This window comes from Citrobacter sp. MGH104 (genome assembly GCF_001034485.1).
GTDB lineage: Bacteria > Pseudomonadota > Gammaproteobacteria > Enterobacterales > Enterobacteriaceae > Citrobacter > Citrobacter freundii.
Genome location: NZ_KQ089818.1, coordinates 2,790,258 through 2,812,096 on the forward strand (window position 1 = coordinate 2,790,258; position 21,839 = coordinate 2,812,096).

A 21,839-nucleotide genomic window follows, 5' to 3' on the forward strand; every position below is an offset into this window, starting at 1 on the left:
AACTGACTGTGATAAAGGTTAAACCTTCCAGCAAGGGGAAGGTCAAGGGTGTTTTTAGAAAAGATGAAAAAAGGGGCGAAGGGGGAAAAAACGGGAACGTCACCTCAGAGCGTTCCCGGTCTGTTATTGATTGAGAACGATAAGCGGCGTTCGATGCTCCGGTTCATTTATGACCGTGAGATCGGCACCGTACAGCGCGTTCAGCGCCCGTTGCTTCAGGACATCCTGCGGATACCCGTTATCAATAATCCTGCCGCGTTCCATCAATACCACGCGGTCGGCATAACGCGCTGCGAGGTTGAGATCGTGCAGGACGCAGCAGACGCTAAACTGCCGTTCACGCACCAGGCGACGCAGCAGACGAAAAAGGTGCTGCTGGTGGTGAATATCCAGGGCGGAGGTAGGTTCATCGAGAAATAACCATTTGGGCCGAGGCACGGGCTCCCAAAGCTGAACCAGCAGACGTGCCAGCTGTACTCGCTGTTGTTCTCCTCCCGACAGATGCCGGTAATCGCGCGCGGCCAGCGCCTGGCAGTCGCACAACGTCATGATGTGTTCCGTTTCATCGCCCGTATTGCGCGTGCGATACGGATGCCTGCCCATGCGGATAACCTCCTGCACGCTAAACGGGAAGGCCATATGACTATTCTGGCGCATCACCGCACGGGTTTTTGCCAGCTCGGTGATTGACCACTCGTTCAGCGGCTTGCCGAATAAGCTACAACGCCCACTGTGAGGTTGCAGATAACCCGTAAGCTGGCGGAGCAGCGTTGATTTCCCGGCGCCATTCGGGCCCAGAATCGCGATAATCTCTCCTTCAGGTAGCGTCAGGGAAACATCATCGGTCAATCGTCTGCCCTGAATGTGGTAAACCAGATTTTCAGCAACGATCATGACACCCTCCGGCTACGCAGTATTAACCACAGAAAATACGGTCCTCCGATCAGGCTGGTTAACAGACCAACGGGCATTTCGGCAGGCTGCACCAGAGTGCGGGCCAGCGTATCGGCAATCAGGAGTAGACAGGCGCCCGCCAGCGTAGAGCAGGGAATCAACCAGCGATGATCGGCGCCGGTAGTCATTCTGATCAGATGTGGGATCACCAGGCCAATAAAGCCAATTACGCCGCTGACCGAAACGGCAGCACCAACCAGTAGCGAGCTGAGCAACAGTAACTGCTGGCGCTTACGTTTGACGTTCACGCCGAGGTAATGCGCCTCTTCATCACCCAATTGCAGCAAATTAAGCGTGCCCGCCATACAGACGGTGACAGCAATGGCTGGAAGAACAAAGGTACTGGCAACCAGCAGCGTTGGCCACTGGGCCTGGCCGAGATTGCCCATCATCCACAGCGTAAGTTGACGTAGCTGTTGCTCATCGCCCACATAGCTCAGTACGCCAATAGCCGAACCGCACAAAGCATTGATAGCGATACCGGCTAACAGCAGTTGCATCATTCCGCCGTGGCTATGACGCTGGCTTATCAGGAAAATAATCGTGCAGACCACCATGCTGCCCGCGACGGCAAAAATCATCTGCTCATACAGCACCAGCACCACGGGAAACGAAAAGGGGATAACTATCGCGATACCGACCATCAGCGCGGAGCCGCTACTGACACCAAGCAGGCCAGGATCGGCCATCGGATTGCGAAAAAGCCCCTGCATGATAACCCCTGCCGTTGCCAGCGCTGCGCCTACCAGAACGGCCAGCAACACACGGGGCAAACGGATGTTCAACCAGATGTCACGGTATTCGTCGTTGAACAGCGCGCTGAAGCTAATGTTCAGCGCCCCCTGGCTGGCTCCGAAGAGCATCAGAGCGACCAACAACAGAGAAAGACCCGTCAGAATGCTGACGGAAGAAAGCGAGTCCTTAAGCACGCAACGCTCCATAACGTCTTTGCGGCGCGAAGTTCCCGCGCCGCGAGGGGTTTACGCGGGTTTCAGCCCTGGCTCAACCAAACTGTAAATCTGGTTATTGAGTGACGGGGCTGTAGCCAGTTCGTGAATGTGCCTTGCAACATCTGCACGCATCACAAAACCATGGCACTCCTCGGCCTGTATCCGTTGCGCCTGACCTGTGGCTGCACCGTTCAGCAAACCTCCGGGGCGGAGAATGGCGTAGTCCAGTTGACTGGTTTGTAGCCAGCTTTCAGCCAACGATTTTTCGCGTACAGCCTGACCAAATGCGGCCCTGGCGCGTGGGGACAAAAAGGGCCAACTGTCGCCACAGCCAAGCGAAGTCACCAGAATCATGCGTTTGATCTCCGCTTTTTCTGCTTCATCAATGACGGTTCTGTGCGCCAGATAATCCTGGGCACCGCCCATGGAGGAGATCACCGTGGCATGTTGACCCGCTGCGCGACAGGCACAGGCGGTGACCTGGCTGTCGCAGGCGTCGCCAATGAAGACCTGCACACCTTTTTCCTGCAACCCGGCAGCGACCTGCGCGTTGCGAACGACGGCAATCACCGGACGTTGTTCCGCCAGTGCGAGTGCCAGTGTTTTCGCGCCGACGCCGCTACCACCTGCACCAAAAATGAGCCATGGAGCCATCAGGCATGTTCCTTTAAGGATGAAGACAGCGCGTGAAAGGCGCTGACCTGGTCGGCCAGTAGCTGACGATGCTCATCCCGACCGAGGAAAATTTTGAACATAGCGCTACCCGCCTGGTTAAAGAAGAGAATGGACGCGGTGTCCATGCCCATAAATTTGCGTTCAATCAGGGCGATATGTGTGCAGTTTTCTGCCTTGATATGACCGGTCATGCCTTTTTTGCCGCGCAGGTTGAAGTAACCGTGGCGGTGGAATCCTGAAGGTAATTCACCCGTGAATTCCAGTATGACATCAGCAGTATGGACCAGGGTGGTGACTTTGCCCCATTCGCTGACGGTTTCCCAGACGGTATCAAATTGATCGCCGGAAACCAGCGTCGGGGAGGGGAGGTTTTTCACCACCTCCAGCAGCGTGGTGTTGTATTGGGCTGCGATAGCTTCCAGCGTACCGTCCGGCTCAGTTTTCAAAAAATCCTGTAAAGAGACATGGCTCATACTTCACTCCTTTTATGGTTGCTCTACCGCAATGCGCGGCGCGTTAAGTGCCTGAATCAGTTCATCAAGAGACTGCAAAATATTGCTCGCCCAAAAACGCCCTTCATTGGTCAGGCGTACACAGGTGCTGGCATCTCGCGTCAGTCCTGCGTGATGCCACTGGGTCAGTAGCGGGGCCAGTTTTTGTGCATGAGGTGTCAGTTCATCCAGCGGGACGCGGGCCGTTTCAATACCGGCCTGGAGGGTGTGTCGCCACTGGAAACCACGCTCGGCGGTGCGCATCATCATCATGAGCGGTTTTTTTCCGACGGCGATGGATTCATGCCATGTGGTCAGATTGCGCTCGACCATCCAGGAATAGCCATTGACTGACCCTCCTGCGCCAGAGCCGAATGCCAGACAGTCTGCGCCCTGTTTAATCAGCAGGTTGTACAGATTGCGTTCCCGTGTGGTGCGCGCCCAGTGGCTGTTGCTGATGCAGCGCCAGCCCGCGCTGTCCATAAAATCGCAGCCCTGAAGATAGAGGTCGCGACGTTCGGCAGGAGAGGGAACCGTTGTGCGCCCGGTTTCAACCGCTTTGCCAAGCGGTGTATTAGGGAGCAGATTCAGAGCATAAAGATCTACGCCGTCGAGGCCGATGTCGCGGGCAATCGCCAGATCCTCGCCCCACACCTTTGCGTCTTGTCCTGGCAGACCAAACAGCAGATCGCAGACCACGGCGGCTCGATCCCGTTTTACCAACCCCTGCATAAAGGCCATCGCGGTCGGGCCGTCCGAAGTGCGCGCCATTTTCTTGCGGATCCGGCTGTTAAATGACTGAATGCCGATCGAAAATCGATTGGCGCCAGCGTCAAGGCAGGCATCTATTCGCGCATCGTCAAAATTGAGTACCCGCCCCTCAATGGTGATTTCGCAGTCCGGCGCCAGCGGTAGCTTGTCACGTAGTGCGGTGATGATTCTGGCCAGATCCCGTGCCGACAGCGCAGACGGTGTACCGCCGCCAAAATAGACGGCGTGAATCGGGGCCGACTGATGCAATGCGCTATCGGCTTCCATCTCTATTTCGCGTAATAGCGCGTTGGTGTAGCGGGCGCAGTGATCCTCTTCAAAGCGGTTTTGATAAAAACCGCAGAAAGTACAATGTGTTGCACAAAAAGGGATATGCAAGTACACCAACCGTTTCCGCGGTGGGGTTGGCTGGCTGATGACCTCCAGCCAGGTTTGTGACAATAGCTCTTTGGCAACCGGGATCGCCCCACGCCAGGGCATCGTGGCGCGGCGATCCTTAAATGGCTGACTTCCCTCGAGCGCAAAATGCGCGGTGAGATCCAGCGAGTGTTCAGTTTTCATTGTTCTTTATAAATCCAGTTAGTGAGGCCAGAATTGCTGGTGCAGGGCTTCAACCGCATCGGCGACGCGCGGCCCCATACCCAGAATCAGCGCCTGGTCAATCGCCACAATGCGCTGGTTTTTCCAGGCCGCAGTGTGGGTAATCCCGGCAATCGTGCTCAGGCGAGCCAGACCGCCATCCACCATTTGCGACGTCACCACGATCACCTCTGGGTTGGCGGCGATCAGCGATTCCGCGCTGTAGCTTTTGTACTGTGCGTGAGTGGCGACATTTTGCGCGCCAGCGAGGGTCATAATGGCATCGGCAACGCTGCCTTTTCCGGCGACCTGTGGCGCGCTGCCGCCAGCGGAGAGAATGAACATGGCTTTGACCGGCGCGTTTTTCGCTGCCACGTTGTGCTGAACGCGATCCAGACGTTGACGTATGCGATCGATCAACGTCTCACCTTGTTCGGGAATGCGCAGGGTTTGAGCCAGTTCCCGAATGTTGGCGTACATCTGTTCGACGGTGGCCGGTACGCGCGGCAACGTCACGACGTTAACTTTTTGCGCCCGCAACTGATCCAACACGATTTGAGGGCCAGCATCCTGCCAGGTGATAAAGCTGTCTGGATGCAGCGATAAAATGCCCTCGCTGCTTAACTGCTTCCAGTAGCCGATATGCGGGAGTGCGGCAGTTTCGGGTGGATACGAGGTGGTTTCATCAACGCCGACCACCCGGTTGCCGATGCCCATGGCGTATATCAGTTCGCTAAGAGAGCCGCCCGCCACCACCAGGCGGTCGGCGGACTGGGCACTGAAAACGCAGGCGAGGCTCAGTAAGCCAATCAAGAGTTTTTTCATCGTCAGAAATTCCACGCAAAGCCAACGGCGGCATTGAAACCAGCGTCTGGAATAGATTCATGCGCGGTTCTGTAACGCTTGTCGGTCAGGTTGTTGAGCGCGAGGTTGACCTGATACTGATCCTGCGGACCGAACTCGGTGTTGAATGCAAGGTTAAGCGTGGCCCAGCCTGGGTAGTTGATTTCCGTGGTGCCGGTATTATCTTTGGCGCTGGACGCCGCGCGGATAAAGACATCGGACGTCAGGTTAGCGGCGTTCATCAACCAGGTATGTTTCAGGCCGACGCGCCCGGTCAGAGTGGGTTCGCCGGTATCCCAGGTTTTAAGGGTATTGCCTTCGTACTGACGGCGAATGAGATTACCGCTCAGGTAAGGTGAAACTGCCCAGCCGTTGTATTCTGCGGTGAGTTCCATGCCCCAGGTTTTGGCCCGATCGATGTTGTCGTAGTAGTAATAGCCGCCCCGTGAAGAGGTGGTATTACCGCTGCATACGGGTTGACCTGAACAGGCCAGGCTGGCGATATAGTCTTTGGCTTCGGAGTAATAAATGGCGCCGTCAATCAGCCACATATTCCCTTTATACCGTGCACCCAGCTCATAGTTATTCGAGTGTTCCGCCTTCAGGTTTGGATTGCCGTAGGTTACGCTGCCGCCTGCGGACGTCTGCATAAACAGCTGAGTCAGCGTGGGGAAGACATAGCCCTGGGCATATGCAGCCCGGAGTTCAAGATCTTTAAAACCGGAATAGCGTAGGCTGGTTGAGGTCACCAGTTCATCATCGTGAACGGAATTTCCTCCGGTGGATTGCCAGGTGCTGCCGCTGCTTTGCAGGGTTTGCGTATCGTTGCGCTTGAGCTTCGAAGACAGCCAGTACTGGCGTGCGCCTACGGTCCACGTCCAGTCATCGGCAAAGCGCCAGTCGTTTTGCGCGAACAATGAGGTGTTGCTTTGCTCCGCTTCGTTGTATGACAGGGTACGTGTTTGCGTATCGAAGAAGCCGGTAGCTGCGGTCTGGCGCGTACTGCCGTCCGTGTCCTGTTTTATTTTGTCATGCTGATATTGAGTGCCAATCACCAGCTCGTTGTTAGCAGGCAGGGAGAAGTTGCTCTGTAGCGTTACCCCCTGGGTATACTGTTTGTCGTTGGTATTGGTCTGATTGCTGACCGTCAGCGCTTTAATCATCGGGCTGGGGATAACCTGGGTCGTTTTGACCCGGTTTTCAAATTTGCGCTCTATTGTCTGGCTGTATGCGTCAACATGGATGTTCTTCAGGTAATCCCCATCGGCCGCGTAGTCGTAGAAAAGACCGATTTTCTCGCGTTCCAGCTTAGGTATTTTGACGCTAAAGTCGTCGAACTGGCCCTCTGGATCGTCAAACCAGGTTTGAGTAGACAGTTTGTAACGATCGAGGGAGAGCCCAATTTTGTGGCGATCGAAGTTGTAACCCAGCCATACGCCCTGGCCGTTATTACGGAAGTTGGTGTTGGGCAATCTTCCGTCAGGCGTATCGCGGTCCCCCTGGTCGGAATAGCTGCCATTGATGCGGTAGTCAAAGTTTCCGATGCTGCCCCAGGCCGCTGCCGACTCTTCCCATCCTGCCGTTGCGGAGTTATAAACAGCCTTAACGCTGCCGCCGAGAGGCTTATCACCGCCTTTTTTGGTAATAAAGTTTACGACACCGCCAATCGCCTGCGAACCGTAGAGGACAGAATAGGGGCCTTTGACCACTTCAATCCGTTCCAGCGCGGATTCGTCAATCAGCAAACCGGCTCCGTAGTTTTGTCCGGCACGTTGGTAACTGACGACCTGGCCGTCGATCAAAATCAGCACCCGCGAAGACGCTTCGCCACGGATACGAATTTGTTTCCGCCCTGCGAGGGCGTTATCGGTGACTTCGACGCCGGGAATATCTTGTAAATCATCAGCAATAGAAACGCTGGTGGAGTTTTGCAGCGTCTGGCGATCGATAACCTGGATGGTTGCAGGGCTATCCCAAAGGCTACTTTCTGTGCGGTTAGCCGTGACGATAACCGTGTCTTCGTCGGACGTAGAAGCGTGTGTTGGAGAGGTAGCTGCAAAAGCGGCGCCGGACATGCATAATGTCAGGGCTGAAAGAATAAATGGCCTTTGGTTATTCCGTGGCAACATAAGAGAACCTTTATTGAATGTAAATGATCATCATTATCATTCGCGTTTATATATAAAATTGTTTCCCTTTGTTCAAGATGAAAGATGTAGAACCAATATATCTTTTGATTTGAGTCAATTTCGTGCAGTCATTAAATGCATAAATGTGATCTAAATCGGATATAACAATGTGAATTAAAAGGATTTGTGCATCGCGGTGAGGGTAGGAAATGTGCAGGGTTCTCGGGTAAATCATCAGGACAATCTGGGCTATAATGGGCTCAGTACCAACAAGATCCGCGGGGGAAATGTGAATATTAGCGATGTTGCGAAAAGAACCGGTTTGACCAGCAAAGCGATACGCTTTTATGAAGAAAAAGGCTTAGTGACGCCGCCGCTGCGTAGCGAAAATGGCTATCGCACATACAACCAGCAGCATCTGAATGAACTTACGCTGCTGCGCCAGGCACGCCAGGTGGGTTTTAATCTCGAAGAGTGCGGCGAACTGGTGAATCTGTTTAACGATCCGGCGCGTCATAGCGCAGATGTGAAAAAGCGTACCTTAGAAAAGGTCGCGGACATTGAGCGGCATATCAGCGAGCTGCAGGCCATGCGCTTGCATTTGCTGGCACTGGCGGAGAGTTGCCCTGGCGATGACAGCGCCGAATGCCCGATCATTGATAACCTCTCCGGCTGCTGCCACCATAAAGCGAAGGCTTAACGGCGAGGGGGATTAAGCATAAATACCACCGTGCCGCGGTACCACGGGGATTTCTCAAGCTGCGCTTCAGCCTGCGGGTCCCGGCTACCGTTTTGCACCAGCCCCAGCTTAAACGGAATGCGCAGACGACTGAGTGCGGGCAGATACGCCTGATAATTCGTTACCGTATGACGACCCTGATAGCTCTGGACCACCAGTTCATCGACCGCCAGCGCATTCAGCGTGGCGACGTCGCCCGTTTTTGCCCAATCCAGCAGTCCAGTCACGCCAAGTGCAAACTCGGCCGGTAACTGTTGGCGTAATTGCTGCAGAAAGCGGGCATAATCGGCAAGCTGATGGGTCGCCGCGTCAAAATCAACCTGCAGGCCGAGCACATGATTCCCGGCGGTCTGCCAGCGTTGCATCAATCTTATGATGCGAGCCGGGATCGCCTCCGGTACGTCGAGCGTGGTAAAGCGCACGGTCAGCCAGATCGAGGAAAAAGACAGGCGGCTGACCGGCAGCCCGAGACGCTGGAAAACCACGTTACCCGAACGAACCAGCACCTCACCCTGATGCAGATAGACCGTTTGCGCGTCTTTCAGCTCATCACTGGCCTTCACGCCTGACCACAGCCAGAAGGCCGGATGCTCACGGGCGGCGACGATATCCGCCGCCTGTACCTGGCCTGTCAGCAGCGCGGTTACCAGTAGTATTTGAGTTTTTGCGCCCACGGACTTCCCGGATACTGCGTTTTCAGTTGGGTGAACCAGCCTTTACGCTGTAGTTTATCCACTTCCTCACCGCCGCACTCGTTAGAGCCTGACGGCGCATAGCACATGATGGCGCGATACAGCGCGAAGCTCTTGTCTTCAACCTCTGCTTTCGGCGAAGTGATCACCTGCTGATAGTAGCGTTGCCTGTCGAACTGACCGAACGGCTCCTTGCGCGATATTGCTGATTCAAGAACGTCGTTGCCAGCACTGTTTTTCCACAAATCGACGTGGGTTTGCGTGGTGCGGAAGAATTCGCCTAAGCAGTTCAGCGCGTGGGCATCATCCGCTTTTTTGCTCAATACCGTTACCGTTTCATTGAGGCTGCGACAGGTGTAACCGCGCTCGGCAGCGTCGCCGTTCCAGTCGAAAATACTCAGATTAACGTCATCAAACGCGTCGCCAATAACCGGCGGAGTAATGGCGCTGGCCAGTTTTCTGTCATTCAACCAGTCGCCAAAGCGGTTTTCGGTAAGATCGCGTACCAGCAGCGTATGCAGGGCGATGGTACGCTCTTCATTGTTAGGTCCATGGACGGCCTGCTGGCGCAGCAGTTCAGGCGAGGCCTGAGTTTTCAGTATCTGCGAGCGAAAACGCAGGTTGGTTACTGCGCTTTCTGGGGCAAAAACCGCCGCCACGTCGCCGCTATAAACCAGCGTTGCGGCGAGCTTAGCCTGTACATACTGCTGCTGTTCGTTGTCCTGGCTGAGTTTTAGCAACTGCAGCCAGAAATCACGCGCGGCGCTCCAGTTCTTCTGGCCCATCAGCGCTTCGCCGTACAGCACTTGTTCGCTCAAGGCGAGGGTATCGTGAACGGCGAGTTTCTGCGCTGGCGTAACTGCCTGAATAATCGCCGCGTAGTTCTCCGTCGCCAGCCACAGATTCAGTTGCAGATCGCGCCATAGCGGCAATTTTTGGCTCTGCTCAAACACCGGTTTGCTGGCATCGAGCTGCGCCTGGGTCAGCGTGGGTTTACTGTTGTTATCCAGACGCAGCGCGCGCAGCAGTTCGATATAGCTGACAAGCGGCGCATCGGGGAATGCTTCCACCACGGACTGTTCGTAGAACGCCATACCGTAGACATTATCGTATTCGATGACTATTTCTTGCAGTTGCCGAGCGTCAGCCGACTGCTGGAGCGTCTGCTCATACAACCCGGCCAGCTGCGGCCACGCCTGTAAATACCAGTTGATGCGACGCAGCATACCGCGCGCGGAGTCGGCATACAGGCCTTGCGGGAAGCGTTGCAGGTAGGCTTGTGCCTGCGTCTGAGCCTGAGTCGCGTCCTCGCGGTTAATTTTTGCAATATCAAAATCGCCGTACTCGCCCACGCTGTTCTGGCTGCTCTTGTTCAAGGCCGCACGCATCAGCATGTATTGCGCGGTCTCTGCCAGCCACGGGCGCTCACTTTTGGCAAGCTGAGTGAAATCCCGTTCGGCGCTGGCATAATCACCGGCATAGAAACTGGCAGCTGCGGCCAGATAATTTTTATAGGACTGAGCCGGTGAATCAGCCGGGAGGGTGGCAAGTGAAGACTCAATTTGCTCGCGGGTTGCCCCGGATAGCAGCCCCGTACGCGCCTGGGCTAAGGCCTGGCGCTGTTCCGCCGTTAACGTCGAGTCGGCCAGCAGTGCGGCAAAAAATGCGCTGACGCTCTCGGTGTTATTTGAAACATGACGGTTCTCAAGCTCAGCGTCGTTGACGTTTATTTCGTCTGCGCTAATGTTCAGTTCGGCCATCTGTCGGGAGAGTGGGCTGTCTGCGGCGGATGCCGGCGCAGCGGCTGGCTGCGGGGCTGCCTCATCCCATTGCGGGTGATAGGCAAAATAGAAATCCCGGGAGCGGGTGATATCCGCTGGCATTGATTGCACCGGCAGAGCAAATGATTTTTCCTGACTCAGCAGCCGCAGCAGGTTGTCGCGACTGTCGTTTTCAGGGTTAAAGGTCGGCGTGCCTTTCAGCAGGCAGCTGTCGTCGCTCCATTTGCAGTCTTCCATATCGAAAGAGGCGAATGCCTGCGGGGCGGCGGTCAGTAATGTGCAAAGGGCAAAGGCAAGGGGTGTCTTCCTGACCATAGTCTTATTTCCTGTCTTTTTAATGTGATACCGCTTTAATAATCAGGGTTATCCCTTCAACGGCAATGACTTCAACCTGCGTACCGGCGCTCAAATCGTCGCTGGCGCTAACGGGCCAGGAACTGTCGCCGACGCGCATGTGTCCGCGACCATTGACCAGGGCGGTTTCCAGAATAAATCGTCGGCCAACCAGCTGCTGTCCGCGCTGGTTAAGATGGCTGTCGGCGGGTTTCTGCTCCTGAACGCGCCTTGCCAGCCATTTCCACCACAGCCACGCCGCCAGCAGGGTGAGGGCGGCGAACATCGCCCCCTGCCACGGCCAGTCTAGCGGAACGAGCCAGACGACCAGACCGGTAATCACCGCTGCAACGCCGCTCCACAGCAGATAGCCGTTGCCGCCCAGCATCTCGGCGGCGAGTAGCAAACCGCCGAGGCTGAGCCAGAAGATGTGCGGGTGCACCAGAATCATCGCTATCATGATTTTTTCCGCTCGCTGGCGCTGTCCTTAACCAGTTCGGCGATCCCGGCAATAGAGCCCATCAGGCTGCTGGCATCCAGCGGCATCATCACCACTTTGCTGTTATTCGAGGAGCCGATATGCTGCAGCGCTTCGGTGTATTTCTGTGCCACGAAGTAGTTCACTGCCTGAATATCCCCAGCAGCAATGGCCTCAGACACCATCTGCGTTGCGCGAGCTTCGGCTTCTGCTGAACGTTCACGCGCTTCAGCCTGTAAAAACGCGGACTGGCGTTCACCTTCCGCTTTAAGGATCTTCGACTGTTTCTCACCTTCGGCCTTGACGATTTCTGCCTGACGGATCCCTTCGGCCTCAAGAATGTAGGCGCGCTTGGTACGTTCGGCTTTCATCTGCGCGTTCATCGCGTCGATAAGTTCTGCCGGAGGACGCACGTCGCGGATCTCGATACGGGTGATTTTGATGCCCCAGGGATTCGTGGCTTCATCAACAATATGCAGCAGGCGCGTGTTGATGTTGTCGCGTTGGGAAAGCATTTCATCGAGTTCCATCGAACCGAGAACGGTACGAATGTTGGTCATGGTCAGGTTGATAATCGCCAGTTCCAGGTTGCTGACTTCATAGGCCGCTTTCGGCGCGTCGATCACCTGAATAAAGCACACGGCATCAATTGCGACGTTGGCGTTATCTTTGGAGATGACTTCCTGAGAAGGGATATCAAGCACCTGTTCCATCATGTTGATCTTACGACCAATGCGGTCCATGAACGGCACAACAAGGCTTAAACCCGGTTGCAGGGTTTTGGTGTAACGGCCAAAACGCTCTACCGTCCACTGATATCCCTGCGGGACGATTTTGACGCCAGCGCCGACGATCACCAGCGCGACAAAAATAAGAATAGGAATAAAAATGAGCATTGATGAAACCTCCTGTTGTGCTGTCCTTTACTGCCTCATTAATCAAATTATACCCGATTTATCAAGGTGGGCTCCCTTATAATAAATTACAGGGATAGACTGTCTGCACGAAAGATGTAAAAAAGGAATGGGTAATGGAAGAAAGCAGTATTTTGCTTCAGTTAAAAAATGTCGCATGGCAGGCAGGTGAGACGCAGGTTCTCAATAACATCTGTTTTGATCTCCGCGCCGGAGAATTTAAGTTGATTACCGGCCAGTCCGGCTGTGGGAAAAGTACGTTACTCAAGATTGTGGCGTCATTAATGAGTCCGACTGCCGGTGAAATTCTCTTTGAAGGCAAGGAGATCAATACCCTCAAGCCGGAAACGTATCGCCAGCAGGTCTCCTATTGTGCGCAAACGCCTGCTTTGTTTGGTGACACCGTTTACGACAACCTCATTTTCCCCTGGCAAATCCGTAACAAACGTCCGGAACCGGATACGTTTCTGAGCGATCTGGCCCGTTTTGATCTCCCCGAGACGATCCTCAGAAAAAGCATAAATGAGCTGTCCGGTGGCGAGAAGCAGCGCATCTCGCTAATTCGTAATTTGCAGTTTCTGCCCAAAATTCTGCTGCTTGATGAAATCACCAGCGCGCTGGATGAGGCTAATAAACGTAATGTGAACGAATTAATTCACCACTATGTTCGCGATAAGAATATTGCGGTGCTGTGGGTGACGCACGACAAAGATGAAATTACGCATGCGGATAATGTCATAACCCTTCAACCGCACGCCGGAGAAATGCAGGAAGCACGCAATGAACGAGCATAATATTACCAATGAGTCCCTGGCATTAGCGATGATGCTGGTGGTGGTGGCGATCCTGATTAGCCACAAAGAAAAACTGGCGCTGGAGAAAGATATTCTCTGGAGCGTTTGCCGGGCAGTGGTTCAGCTGATTATCGTCGGCTATGTGCTGAAATATATTTTTGGCGTTAACCATAGTATTCTGACCTTACTGATGGTGCTGTTTATCTGCTTTAACGCGGCTTATAACGCACAAAAGCGCAGTAAATATATTGATAAAGCTTTCCTCTCGTCGTTTATCGCTATCACGGTGGGGGCGGGGCTAACGCTTTCGGTGCTGGTTTTGTCTGGCTCTATCGAGTTCACGCCGATGCAGGTCATCCCGATCTCCGGCATGATTGCAGGCAATGCGATGGTGGCAGTGGGGCTGTGTTACAACAATCTGGGACAGCGGTTTAACAGCGAACAGCAGCAAATTCAGGAAAAACTTAGCCTCGGCGCGACGCCGAAAGTGGCCTCTGCGCCGCTGATTCGCGACAGCATTCGCGCCTCGTTGATCCCAACGATCGACTCTGCAAAAACGGTAGGGCTGGTGAGTTTACCGGGGATGATGTCCGGGTTGATCTTCGCGGGTATTGATCCAGTAAAAGCGATTAAGTATCAGATTATGGTGACGTTTATGCTGCTTTCTACCGCCAGCCTGTCGACCATTATTGCCTGCTACCTGACTTATCGGAAGTTCTATAATTCGCGCCACCAATTAGTCGTAACGCATTTGAAGAAGACGTGATGTGATGCCGGAGGGATCGGTATTGGTAGAATTTGTATGCCCGATAAGCGCAAGCGCCATCGGGCAAAATCAAACGGATTAGTACAACAGTGCGTACAGTTGGCGGCGGTATTTTGAGGCCAGCGCATCGCCGGTTCCGAGTGCGGCAAGGATCTCCTGGAAGGTCTTACGTGCCTGACCGTCGGCAGCAGTGAGATCTTTCTTCAGGTGGCTGAACAGCAGTTCCAGTGATTCCTCGTTACGTCCGACCTGATGTAACTGGATGGCTAGTTGAGTTGCCAGCGCCGCATCCTGCGGATTACTGGCGACTTGCTGCTGCAGCTGTTGGATTTCCGGCGTATCCGCCGCCTGCTTCAGCAGTTCTATCTGCGCCACCAGTCCCTGATAGCGGGTATCCTGATCCTGCAACGGAATGGTTTTCAGCACCGCTTCGGCATCGTCAGAACGATTGAGGGCGATTTGCGTTTCCGCCAGCAGCAGGCCAATTTCGCTGCTCTGGTTGGAGATCTGCCAGGCTTCTTTCAGCAGCGGCAGTGCATCCGCGTGATTACCGGCTTCGATGAATTCGATAGCCTGACGCGCTTTCAGCTCTTCTTCGCTCGGCAACACTTTTTCCAGCAGTGCGCGGATAACCTCTTCCGGCTGCGGGCCCTGGAATCCGTCCACTGGCTGACCGTTCTGGAACAGATAAACCGTAGGGATGGCGCGCAGGCCAAACTGAGAAGCGATCATCTGCTCGGCGTCGCAGTCGAGCTTGGCGAGAATAAACTGGCCGTTGTACTGGGCGGCAAGGCTCTCCAGTACCGGCGTCAATTGCAGGCAGTGCTGGCTGCGCTCAGACCAAAAATAGAACAGGACCGGCGTGGTCATCGACTGTTCAAGGGTCAGCTGCAGGTTCGATTCGTTAATGTTAACAATATTCTGTGTGGACATGGAGTTACTCTCTTTTGTCGATTTCTTGTTACATGGGGGCTGACGCGCGTGCTTCAACTCAACCCTGTAAAATTTTGTCCATTATGCGGCCTGGCAACAGGCGTTTAAGTAGCATCACTGCCCAGGTCACCAGCGTAACCGGATAACGTAGCTTCGGTTTATCGCTCTCAAATGCATGACGTACTTTGGCGACAACCGCTTCTGGTCCCAGCGTAAAACGCGCGGCAATGCCGGGGTTTTCCACGGGAGCATCGCTCTGGGTCTGGTTGACGTTTTCGGTAAAGCGGGTACGGATGGGGCCGGGCTCAATCAGGCTGACCTTAATCCCGCTGTGGCGCAGTTCCATACGCAGCGCGTCGGACCAGGCTTCCAGTGCATATTTGCTGGCGGCATAGGCGCCGCGTCCCGGCGTTGAGATCAATCCCATCACCGATGAAGTCATCACGATACGTCCTTCGCCGTGAGGGAGCATAGCGGGCAACAGGCGCATGGTAAGCTGATGTGCGCCAAAGAAGTTGGCGGAAAATTGCTGTTCCATCTGTTCACGGCTGATGGTGGGCAGGGGACCATAGACACCGTATCCGGCGTTGTTAAAGATCCCATATAAACGATTATCGGTCAGGGCGATCACTTCATCGGCGGCACGATCCACGCTTTCGGGTGAATCCAGATCCAGCAATATGCCAGTGAATCCCATACTGTTCATACGCGCGACATCGTCAGGTTTGCGACAGCCTGCCAGAATTTGAAAACCCTGGCGCTTTAGTTCAAGCGCGCTTTCCAGACCGATTCCGCTGGAACATCCTGTTATTAAGACCGATTTTTGCATAACTTTACCTGTCAGGATCTCCGTAGCATTACGACTCATGATTTACTAGAGGTGTGAGATGTTGCGCCATCCAGTCGGCAATAAACGGCTGAGCGTCACGGTTAGGATGAATACCATCATCCTGCATCCACTGGGGTTTCAGATAAACCTCTTCCATAAAAAATGGCAGCAGAGGAATATCAAACTCTTTGGCGAGCTTTGGATAAATCGCGCTAAAGGTTTCATTATAACGGCGACCATAGTTTGCTGGCAGACGAATTTGCATCAGCAGCGGTTCGGCATTTGCCGCTTTCACATCCTGCAGAATCGTGCGCAGGGTTTGTTCGGTTTGCGCAGGCGCAAATCCGCGCAGGCCATCGTTACCGCCAAGTTCGACCAGCACCCAGCGCGGCTGGTGCTGCTTGAGTAATGCAGGCAGACGGGCCAGACCTTGCTGCGAGGTGTCGCCGCTAATGCTGGCATTCACGACTGGCGTTTTGGTTTGCCATTTATCATTAAGTAGCGCAGGCCACGCGGCGCTGGCGGACATACGGTATCCGGCGCTCAGGCTGTCACCCAGAATTAATAACGTGTCCGCAGCGGCGGCGCGGAAAGTTAACAGGACCAGGAACAGGAAAGGCCAATGCCAGCGGAAAACATTGTTGAAGTTCATCATCTTAAGAAATCCGTCGGTCAGGGTGATCAAGAGCTATCCATCCTTACCGGAGTTGAACTGGTTGTCAAACGCGCCGAGACCATTGCGTTGATTGGCGAGTCGGGATCGGGGAAATCCACGCTGCTGGCGATCCTCGCCGGGCTGGACGATGGCACCAGCGGTGAAGTCAGCCTGGTGGGGCAGGCGCTGCACACTATGGACGAAGAAGCCCGGGCGCAGCTGCGGGCGCGGCACGTCGGTTTTGTCTTCCAGTCATTCATGTTAATTCCAACTCTCAACGCGCTGGAAAACGTCGAACTGCCCGCGCTGCTACGCGGCGAAAATAGCGGAAAAAGTCGTGACGGGGCAAAAACGCTGCTGGAGCAACTGGGGTTGGGAAAACGCCTTGATCATCTTCCGGCCCAGCTTTCCGGCGGGGAGCAGCAACGCGTAGCGCTGGCACGGGCGTTTAACGGACGGCCTGACGTGCTGTTTGCCGATGAACCAACGGGCAATCTGGACCGCCAGACCGGAGACAAAATCGCCGACCTGCTGTTTTCTCTGAACCGGGAACACGGTACCACCCTGATTCTGGTGACCCATGACCCGCAGCTGGCGGCGCGTTGCGATAGGCGTTTACGCCTGGTGAACGGACAGTTGCAGGAGGAGGCATGATTGCACGCTGGTTCTGGCGCGAATGGCGCTCGCCTTCATTACTGATTGTCTGGCTGGCGTTAAGCCTGGCGGTGGCCTGTGTACTGGCGCTGGGCAATATCAGCGATCGCATGGAAAAAGGGCTGAGCCAGCAAAGCCGTGAGTTTATGGCGGGGGACCGGTCGCTGCAAAGTTCGCGCGCTGTGCCGAAAGCGTGGATTGACGAGGCGCGACAGCGTGGTCTGAAAGTGGGTGAACAGCTCACCTTTGCCACCATGACCTTTGCCCGGGATACGCCGCAGCTGGCGAACGTCAAAGCAGTGGATGATGTGTATCCGATGTACGGCACGCTGCAAACCAATCCGCCGGGGCTGAAACCGCAGCCGGGCTCAGTGCTGTTGGCCCCGCGTCTGATGGCGCTACTCAACTTAAAAATCGGTGATTCCATCGACGTTGGCGATGCCACCCTGCGCATCGCCGGAGAAGTGGTGCAGGAACCGGATTCCGGTTTTAATCCCTTCCAGATAGCGCCGCGCCTGATGATGAACATGGCGGATGTCGAAAAAACGGCGGCGGTCCAGCCGGGAAGCCGTGTGACCTGGCGCTATAAATTTGGCGGTACGCCACAGCAACTGGAAGCCTATGAAAAATGGCTGCTTCCGCAGTTAAAGCCGGAACAGCGTTTGTATGGGCTGGAGCAGGATGAAGGGGCGTTGGGGAAATCACTGGAGCGTTCGCAACAGTTCCTGCTGCTGTCGGCACTGTTAACGCTACTGCTGGCGGTTGCTGCCGTTGCCGTGGCGATGAATCATTACTGTCGCAGTCGTTACGATTTGGTGGCGATATTAAAAACGCTCGGCGCGGGCAGGGCGCAGCTGCGCAAGCTGATTATCGGCCAGTGGCTGATGGTGCTGACGCTTTCTGGCGTGACCGGCGGGCTGTTCGGGCTGTTATTTGAGCGGGTGCTGGTTGTATTACTGAAGCCAGTTCTGCCCGGTGAGCTGCCGCCCGCCAGCCTGTGGCCGTGGCTGTGGGCACTCGGTACCATGACCGTCATTTCTCTGTTGGTGGGGCTACGCCCTTATCGCTTGCTGCTGGCGACGCAGCCGCTGCGGGTACTGCGTCGCGACGTGGTGGCAAACGTCTGGCCGCTTAAGGTCTATCTGCCCGTAGCAACGATAGTTGTGGTTGCGCTGCTGGCCGGATTGATGGGCGGAAGTATGCTGCTGTGGGCGGTACTGGCCGGGGCTGTGGTGCTGGCGCTGCTGTGCGGCGTGTTGGGCTGGATGTTGCTTAACCTGCTGCGTGGTCTGACGCTGACCTCGCTGCCGCTGCGTTTGGCGGTCAGCCGGCTGTTGCGCCAGCCGTGGTCAACGCTGAGCCAACTGTCGGCATTTTCGCTGTCCTTTATGCTGCTGGCGCTGTTGCTGGTGCTGCGCGGCGATCTCCTCGACCGCTGGCAGCAGCAAATGCCGCCGGAAAGTCCAAACTATTTTCTGATCAACATTGCCACTGAGCAGGTGGCTCCGCTGAAGGCTTTCCTTGCTGAGCATCAGGTGATCCCTGAGTCGTTCTACCCGATAGTGCGGGCCCGTCTGACGGCGATCAATGAGAAATCGACCGAAGGTAATCAGGATGAAGCGCTGAACCGCGAGCTTAATCTGACCTGGCAGGATACCCGCCCGGATCATAACCCGATCGTTGCCGGGAGCTGGCCGCCAAAAGCGGGCGAAGTGTCGATGGAAGAGGGGCTGGCGAAACGACTGAGCGTTAAGCTTGGCGATCGGGTGACCTTTATGGGGGATACCCAGGATTTCAGCGCCACGGTCAGCAGTCTGCGCAAAGTGGACTGGGAAAGCCTGCGACCAAACTTTTTCTTTATCTTCCCTTCCGGCGCGCTGGATGCTCAGCCACAAAGCTGGTTAACCAGCTTTCGCTGGGAGAACGGCAACGGCATGCTGACGCAGCTTAACCGCGAATTCCCGACTATCAGCCTGCTGGATATTGGCGCTATTCTCAAACAGGTGAGTCAGGTGCTGGAGCAGGTGAGCCGCGCGCTGGAGGTGATGGTAGTGCTGGTCACCGCTTGCGGTATGTTGCTGCTATTGGCGCAGGTGCAGGTCGGGATGCGTCAGCGTCATCAGGAACTGGTGGTCTGGCGCACGCTGGGCGCGGGCAAGAAGCTGCTGCGTACCACGCTGTGGTGCGAGTTCGCCATGCTCGGGATGGTCGCCGGACTGGTGGCGGCCATCGGGGCGGAAACTGCGCTGGCGGTGCTGCAAACCCGCGTGTTTGATTTCCCCTGGGAGCCAGACTGGCGGCTGTGGGTTGTGTTGCCGCTTTGTGGGGCATTGCTGCTCTCTCTCTGTGGCGGATGGCTCGGTTCACGTCTTCTTAAAGGCAAAGCGCTGTTCCGTCAGTTCAGCAGTTAATTCATATTCGTGATGATTACGCACCGGTTTTTTTAAATCGGTGCTTTTTTTTATCTATGTAGCACAAAATGATAACTCATTGATATTTAACAGCACAGAACAATAAAAACCCGACAACACGAGTGTATTAATAAACGTTAATATTTGTATGCTGAATAATTGGCAGGCTATCTATCAAGGTACAAATAATGACTATAAAAAAAACGGCGCTGGCGGTATCGATCGGCGCAGCAGTGGCATTAACGACTTTCGCCTCCCAGGCGGAAATCACGGTCCTGAAACAAGATCCGCAGGCGGGCAACCCGCTGAGCCGTCTTAATTTCACCGTCGGCGGGAGTATTCGTCCGCAGTTCCAGAATATGGCCGGTGACGATGGTAAGAATGGCTACAAACGTAATGGCTTCGACGGTGGAACGCGTTTCCGCTTCGCCGCTGACTACTATCTGTTTGATGACATCAGTTGGGTGAGCTATTACGAGCTGGGCGTTAACTTCCCGGCGATGTTCAACTGGGACAATCACTATGCTAACGGCGCCAACGATACTACGCGTCGTATGCTGTACACCGGTCTGAAGAGCGCGACCTGGGGTACGCTGACCTTCGGTCAACAGAACAGCATTTACTATGATGTGGTGGGTGCGAAAACGGATATCTGGGACTACGACATGATCGGCCAGGCGCCAGGTAACGGTATCAATGGCGACTACGACGGTTCCTATCGTACACGTAAGTCACTGAAGTATAAAAATACGGTAGGCGATGTTGATCTTTACGCGTCTTATCTGTTCAGCGATGACTACAACCCGAACAACGGTTTGCGCTACAAACGTAAAGGCGGCGGCTCCCTGGGTGTGGATTATCACATCACTGATGACCTAACCTGGGGTACGGCGTGGAACTACACTCGCGCGGAAATGCGTGGCAACACCAGCAAAACCTACGATCAAAACATCGTCGGTACTGCGCTGAGCTGGAAACCGGACAACTGGACTTTCTCGCTGGGCGGCGGTTGGTATCAAAACTTCATGACCACCAAAAAAGTCTCTGTTAATGACTATTTTGCCGGTGACGCCTGGGGTCTGGAATACTTTGCGGGATATACCTTCCCGGTTGGCCAGTATGCGCTGAAATCCGTGCAGCCATACTTTATGGGCGATCGTATTGAATACGTGAATGGCCGTAACTACCTGCGTACCGACAACGGTGTGGGTATCAGCTTCCAGCTGGATTACGGTTTCCGTGTGGATTACGAACACGTCTTCACCTCCAGCACCGACAATCTGGGCGACATGAACCTGGTGCGTCTGCGTTACGACTTCTAATCGAACGCCTGCCGCCCGATGCGCTTGCGCTTATCGGGCCTACGAGAGCAGGGGGATCGCGTTATTTGTAGGCCGGATAAGGCACTTGTGCCGACATCCGGCTTTTTCATGCCTTCTCACATTTAAAAACACACTCTGCAACATCATGAAATAATTTCAAGGACAGCAGGTTGTGATCTGTGTCATGTTAACAATCAGCCTGTTAACAGGCCAACAAGAACAACGCCGCAAGAACGGCGTGAGACATGACACCACAACGTTAAAATGGAGAGATTATGGGATTGCGTCAGAGTTTACGCGTCGCGACCGGGGCGCTGTTACTGGCCTGTGGATTACAATTTGCTCATGCGAACAGTGATCCGCACACCATCGTATTTGGCGTCGCACCTGGGCCGTACGGCGATATGGTAAAACAAGCCATTGCCCCTACGCTGAAAGAGAAAGGCTATAAGGTAGTAGTACGCGAATTCAGCGACTACGTGCAGCCTAACATGGCGCTCTCCAATGGCAGCATCGATGCTAACCTGTTCCAGCATTCACTCTACTTTGACAAATTCACCGCCGATAAAGGCCTGAAGCTGAGCAAGCTGATTGTGGTCCCGACGGCCGGGATGGGTTTTTACTCACATAAAATCAAAAGCCTGGATGAGTTGAAAAAAGGGGATGTGATCACGCTTTCCAACGATCCCACCAACCTGGCTCGCGGTCTGCGTTTCCTGCAGTCTATTGGCCTTATCACCATCAAAGACAACATCGATCCAACTAAAGCCTCCGAGCGCGATATTGCCAGCAACCCGAAAGGGCTGGTGTTTAAACCGCTGGAAGCGGCACAGCTGCCGCGTACGCTGGACGGTGTGACCGGTGCGCTGGTCAACGGCAACTTTGCCGTAGCGGCAAAACTGGATCTCGCCAGCGCCATCAAGCAGGAACACCTGGACGAAAATCTGAAAAATATCATCGCGGTACGCAGTGAAGATGCGGATAAACCATTTGCGAAAGATATTGTCGAGGCGGTGAAATCTCCGGCGTATCGTGCGGTGATCGACGATCCGCAAAATATCTACAGCGCCTTCCAGAAACCGGAATGGATGTCGGTAGCCCAATAATCGCTGCGCACAAGGGTTAACAGGGGCAGCGACGACTGCC

At 54.7% G+C, this 21,839-nt stretch carries 21 protein-coding genes; 7 read left to right on the top strand and 14 right to left on the bottom strand.

Translation table 11 applies throughout. The features are described 5' to 3' along the window. Positions 1 to 123: 123 nt before the first annotated feature. The 7 genes from SK34_RS13055 to SK34_RS13085 are packed head-to-tail and all read right to left on the bottom strand — an operon-like array spanning position 124 to position 7,392. Entirely contained in the window at positions 124 to 894 is a 771-nt protein-coding gene (locus SK34_RS13055; protein WP_048233197.1) for a heme ABC transporter ATP-binding protein, read from the bottom strand. Further along, positions 891 to 1,883: a FecCD family ABC transporter permease gene (locus tag SK34_RS13060; RefSeq protein WP_003021806.1), complete on the bottom strand. Its 993-nt coding sequence runs from the start codon at positions 1,881 to 1,883 to the stop codon at positions 891 to 893. Before SK34_RS13060 ends, SK34_RS13055 begins: the two co-directional genes overlap by 4 nt. A gap of 51 nt (positions 1,884 to 1,934) precedes the next feature. Beyond that, positions 1,935 to 2,558, bottom strand: coding sequence for an anaerobilin reductase (gene chuY, locus SK34_RS13065; protein WP_003021809.1), 624 nt, complete (start codon positions 2,556 to 2,558; stop codon positions 1,935 to 1,937). After that, on the bottom strand, positions 2,558 to 3,052 hold the full coding sequence (gene hutX, locus SK34_RS13070; RefSeq protein ID WP_003021812.1) for a heme utilization cystosolic carrier protein HutX: 495 nt from the start codon (positions 3,050 to 3,052) through the stop codon (positions 2,558 to 2,560). The genes chuY and hutX overlap by 1 nt, the downstream gene beginning before the upstream one ends. 12 nt (positions 3,053 to 3,064) lie before the next feature. After that, positions 3,065 to 4,402, bottom strand: a complete 1,338-nt coding sequence (hutW, locus tag SK34_RS13075) for a heme anaerobic degradation radical SAM methyltransferase ChuW/HutW (RefSeq protein ID WP_048233199.1) — start codon at positions 4,400 to 4,402, stop codon at positions 3,065 to 3,067. Between the two features lie 18 nt (positions 4,403 to 4,420). After that, positions 4,421 to 5,245: a heme/hemin ABC transporter substrate-binding protein gene (locus SK34_RS13080; protein ID WP_048233201.1), complete on the bottom strand. Its 825-nt coding sequence runs from the start codon at positions 5,243 to 5,245 to the stop codon at positions 4,421 to 4,423. Between the two features lie 2 nt (positions 5,246 to 5,247). Next, positions 5,248 to 7,392, bottom strand: coding sequence for a TonB-dependent receptor plug domain-containing protein (locus tag SK34_RS13085; RefSeq protein WP_003021819.1), 2,145 nt, complete (start codon positions 7,390 to 7,392; stop codon positions 5,248 to 5,250). Positions 7,393 to 7,681: 289 nt separating this feature from the next. Here SK34_RS13085 and cueR point away from each other — a divergent pair, with 289 nt between their 5' ends. Beyond that, on the top strand, positions 7,682 to 8,092 hold the full coding sequence (cueR, locus tag SK34_RS13090; RefSeq protein WP_003021822.1) for a Cu(I)-responsive transcriptional regulator: 411 nt from the start codon (positions 7,682 to 7,684) through the stop codon (positions 8,090 to 8,092). On the opposite strand, the gene SK34_RS13095 is transcribed toward cueR, so the two are convergent. From SK34_RS13095 to SK34_RS13110, 4 genes are read right to left on the bottom strand one after another with little or no spacing between them, the layout of a single operon-like run. Beyond that, complete coding sequence (locus SK34_RS13095; protein WP_048233203.1) at positions 8,089 to 8,805, bottom strand: DUF3142 domain-containing protein; 717 nt, start codon at positions 8,803 to 8,805, stop codon at positions 8,089 to 8,091. The two genes, cueR and SK34_RS13095, sit on opposite strands and share 4 nt — an antisense overlap. Then, a complete protein-coding gene (locus SK34_RS13100) occupies positions 8,775 to 10,919 on the bottom strand; it encodes a PA5441 family protein (RefSeq protein WP_048233205.1) in 2,145 nt (714 codons plus the stop codon). Before SK34_RS13100 ends, SK34_RS13095 begins: the two co-directional genes overlap by 31 nt. 19 nt (positions 10,920 to 10,938) lie before the next feature. Then, complete coding sequence (locus SK34_RS13105) at positions 10,939 to 11,397, bottom strand: NfeD family protein (protein ID WP_048233207.1); 459 nt, start codon at positions 11,395 to 11,397, stop codon at positions 10,939 to 10,941. After that, positions 11,394 to 12,311, bottom strand: coding sequence for an SPFH domain-containing protein (locus SK34_RS13110; RefSeq protein ID WP_003021835.1), 918 nt, complete (start codon positions 12,309 to 12,311; stop codon positions 11,394 to 11,396). The genes SK34_RS13105 and SK34_RS13110 overlap by 4 nt, the downstream gene beginning before the upstream one ends. A 134-nt stretch (positions 12,312 to 12,445) precedes the next feature. On the opposite strand from SK34_RS13110, the gene fetA reads away from it, so the two are divergent. Both fetA and fetB read left to right on the top strand, forming a co-directional pair. Further along, on the top strand, positions 12,446 to 13,123 hold the full coding sequence (gene fetA, locus SK34_RS13115) for an iron efflux ABC transporter ATP-binding subunit FetA (RefSeq protein ID WP_048233209.1): 678 nt from the start codon (positions 12,446 to 12,448) through the stop codon (positions 13,121 to 13,123). After that, the gene (gene fetB / locus SK34_RS13120) at positions 13,110 to 13,889 is read left to right on the top strand and encodes an iron efflux ABC transporter permease subunit FetB (RefSeq protein ID WP_003021842.1); all 780 of its coding nucleotides are present in this window, start codon (positions 13,110 to 13,112) and stop codon (positions 13,887 to 13,889) included. The genes fetA and fetB overlap by 14 nt, the downstream gene beginning before the upstream one ends. Before the next feature lie 78 nt (positions 13,890 to 13,967). Here the strand turns inward: fetB and SK34_RS13125 are convergent, their stop codons facing one another. The 3 genes from SK34_RS13125 to tesA are packed head-to-tail and all read right to left on the bottom strand — an operon-like array spanning position 13,968 to position 16,306. Continuing rightward, on the bottom strand, positions 13,968 to 14,822 hold the full coding sequence (locus tag SK34_RS13125) for a co-chaperone YbbN (protein WP_048233211.1): 855 nt from the start codon (positions 14,820 to 14,822) through the stop codon (positions 13,968 to 13,970). 58 nt (positions 14,823 to 14,880) lie between these two features. Next, the gene (locus SK34_RS13130) at positions 14,881 to 15,690 is read right to left on the bottom strand and encodes an SDR family oxidoreductase (protein ID WP_087879042.1); all 810 of its coding nucleotides are present in this window, start codon (positions 15,688 to 15,690) and stop codon (positions 14,881 to 14,883) included. Beyond that, on the bottom strand, positions 15,680 to 16,306 hold the full coding sequence (tesA, locus tag SK34_RS13135; protein ID WP_003847506.1) for a multifunctional acyl-CoA thioesterase I/protease I/lysophospholipase L1: 627 nt from the start codon (positions 16,304 to 16,306) through the stop codon (positions 15,680 to 15,682). The genes SK34_RS13130 and tesA overlap by 11 nt, the downstream gene beginning before the upstream one ends. On the opposite strand from tesA, the gene ybbA reads away from it, so the two are divergent. The 4 genes from ybbA (at position 16,274) to SK34_RS13155 (ending at position 21,799) form a co-directional block, all read left to right on the top strand. After that, positions 16,274 to 16,960: a putative ABC transporter ATP-binding protein YbbA gene (gene ybbA / locus SK34_RS13140; RefSeq protein ID WP_048233212.1), complete on the top strand. Its 687-nt coding sequence runs from the start codon at positions 16,274 to 16,276 to the stop codon at positions 16,958 to 16,960. The genes tesA and ybbA overlap by 33 nt on opposite strands. Continuing rightward, positions 16,957 to 19,371 (top strand): putative ABC transporter permease subunit YbbP, encoded by a 2,415-nt coding sequence (gene ybbP, locus SK34_RS13145; RefSeq protein WP_048233214.1) that lies wholly within the window; start codon positions 16,957 to 16,959, stop codon positions 19,369 to 19,371. The genes ybbA and ybbP overlap by 4 nt, the downstream gene beginning before the upstream one ends. Positions 19,372 to 19,559: 188 nt before the next feature. Beyond that, positions 19,560 to 20,693 carry a porin gene (locus tag SK34_RS13150; protein ID WP_003021860.1) on the top strand — a complete coding sequence of 378 codons (1,134 nt, stop codon included), beginning with the start codon at positions 19,560 to 19,562 and terminating at the stop codon, positions 20,691 to 20,693. Between the two features lie 275 nt (positions 20,694 to 20,968). Beyond that, positions 20,969 to 21,799: a MetQ/NlpA family ABC transporter substrate-binding protein gene (locus tag SK34_RS13155; RefSeq protein WP_003835785.1), complete on the top strand. Its 831-nt coding sequence runs from the start codon at positions 20,969 to 20,971 to the stop codon at positions 21,797 to 21,799. Positions 21,800 to 21,839 lie beyond the last annotated feature (40 nt).